Origin of the sequence: Pseudomonas sp. PSB11 (assembly GCF_014596605.1) — a bacterium.
Classification (GTDB): Bacteria; Pseudomonadota; Gammaproteobacteria; order Pseudomonadales; family Pseudomonadaceae; genus Aquipseudomonas; species Aquipseudomonas umsongensis.
In genome coordinates this window covers 1-1,706 of record NZ_NOIO01000063.1, presented here as the reverse complement: position 1 = coordinate 1,706, position 1,706 = coordinate 1, and the positions used below count along the sequence as shown (strand labels likewise).

General features: G+C 52.3%; 2 rRNA genes. Both read right to left on the bottom strand.

The features are described 5' to 3' along the window. Nucleotides 1–25: 25 nt before the first annotated feature. A 5S ribosomal RNA gene (gene rrf, locus CGA21_RS29660) occupies nucleotides 26–141 on the bottom strand. A 168-nt stretch (nucleotides 142–309) separates the two neighbouring features. After that, nucleotides 310–1,706, bottom strand: a 23S ribosomal RNA gene (locus tag CGA21_RS29655); the annotation flags it as partial.

Here is a 1,706-nt window from a genome sequence, read left to right as displayed (position 1 = left end):
CGCAGATAGGGGTTTTGGAATTTAATCTTGACGATGACCTACTCTCACATGGGGAAACCCCACACTACCATCGGCGATGCATCGTTTCACTTCTGAGTTCGGGATGGGATCAGGTGGTTCCAACGCTCTATGGTCGTCAAGAAATTCGGGTACTGAGTCGTGGCCAGATGGCCTCGCTTCAGCAAATTGGGTATGTGATAGCTTCGGTGTTTTGTGAGATTCGAACTTTCGGTTCGTTTCGTCTTCACACACCGCAATCTGGTCTCTTTCGTCTTTTCAACTAGGAGCATCAAATTGCTTGGGTGTTATATGGTCAAGCCTCACGGGCAATTAGTATTGGTTAGCTCAACGCCTCACAGCGCTTACACACCCAACCTATCAACGTCGTAGTCTTCGACGGCCCTTCAGGGGACTCAAGGTCCCAGTGAGATCTCATCTTGAGGCTAGTTTCCCGCTTAGATGCTTTCAGCGGTTATCTATTCCGAACATAGCTACCCGGCAATGCCACTGGCGTGACAACCGGAACACCAGAGGTTCGTCCACTCCGGTCCTCTCGTACTAGGAGCAGCCCCTCTCAAATCTCAAACGTCCACGGCAGATAGGGACCGAACTGTCTCACGACGTTCTAAACCCAGCTCGCGTACCACTTTAAATGGCGAACAGCCATACCCTTGGGACCGGCTTCAGCCCCAGGATGTGATGAGCCGACATCGAGGTGCCAAACACCGCCGTCGATATGAACTCTTGGGCGGTATCAGCCTGTTATCCCCGGAGTACCTTTTATCCGTTGAGCGATGGCCCTTCCATACAGAACCACCGGATCACTAAGACCTACTTTCGTACCTGCTCGACGTGTCTGTCTCGCAGTCAAGCGCGCTTTTGCCTTTATACTCTACGACCGATTTCCGACCGGTCTGAGCGCACCTTCGTACTCCTCCGTTACTCTTTAGGAGGAGACCGCCCCAGTCAAACTACCCACCATACACTGTCCTCGATCCGGATAACGGACCTGAGTTAGAACCTCAAAGTTGCCAGGGTGGTATTTCAAGGATGGCTCCACGCGAACTGGCGTCCACGCTTCAAAGCCTCCCACCTATCCTACACAAGCAAATTCAAAGTCCAGTGCAAAGCTATAGTAAAGGTTCACGGGGTCTTTCCGTCTAGCCGCGGATACACTGCATCTTCACAGCGATTTCAATTTCACTGAGTCTCGGGTGGAGACAGCGCCGCCATCGTTACGCCATTCGTGCAGGTCGGAACTTACCCGACAAGGAATTTCGCTACCTTAGGACCGTTATAGTTACGGCCGCCGTTTACCGGGGCTTCGATCAAGAGCTTCGCGTTAGCTAACCCCATCAATTAACCTTCCGGCACCGGGCAGGCGTCACACCCTATACGTCCACTTTCGTGTTTGCAGAGTGCTGTGTTTTTAATAAACAGTCGCAGCGGCCTGGTATCTTCGACCGGCGTGGGCTTACGCAGTAAATGCTTCACCCTCACCGGCGCACCTTCTCCCGAAGTTACGGTGCCATTTTGCCTAGTTCCTTCACCCGAGTTCTCTCAAGCGCCTTGGTATTCTCTACCCAACCACCTGTGTCGGTTTGGGGTACGGTTCCTGGTTATCTGAAGCTTAGAAGCTTTTCTTGGAAGCATGGCATCAACCACTTCGTCACCTGAAAGGTAACTCGTCATCAGCTCTCGGCCTT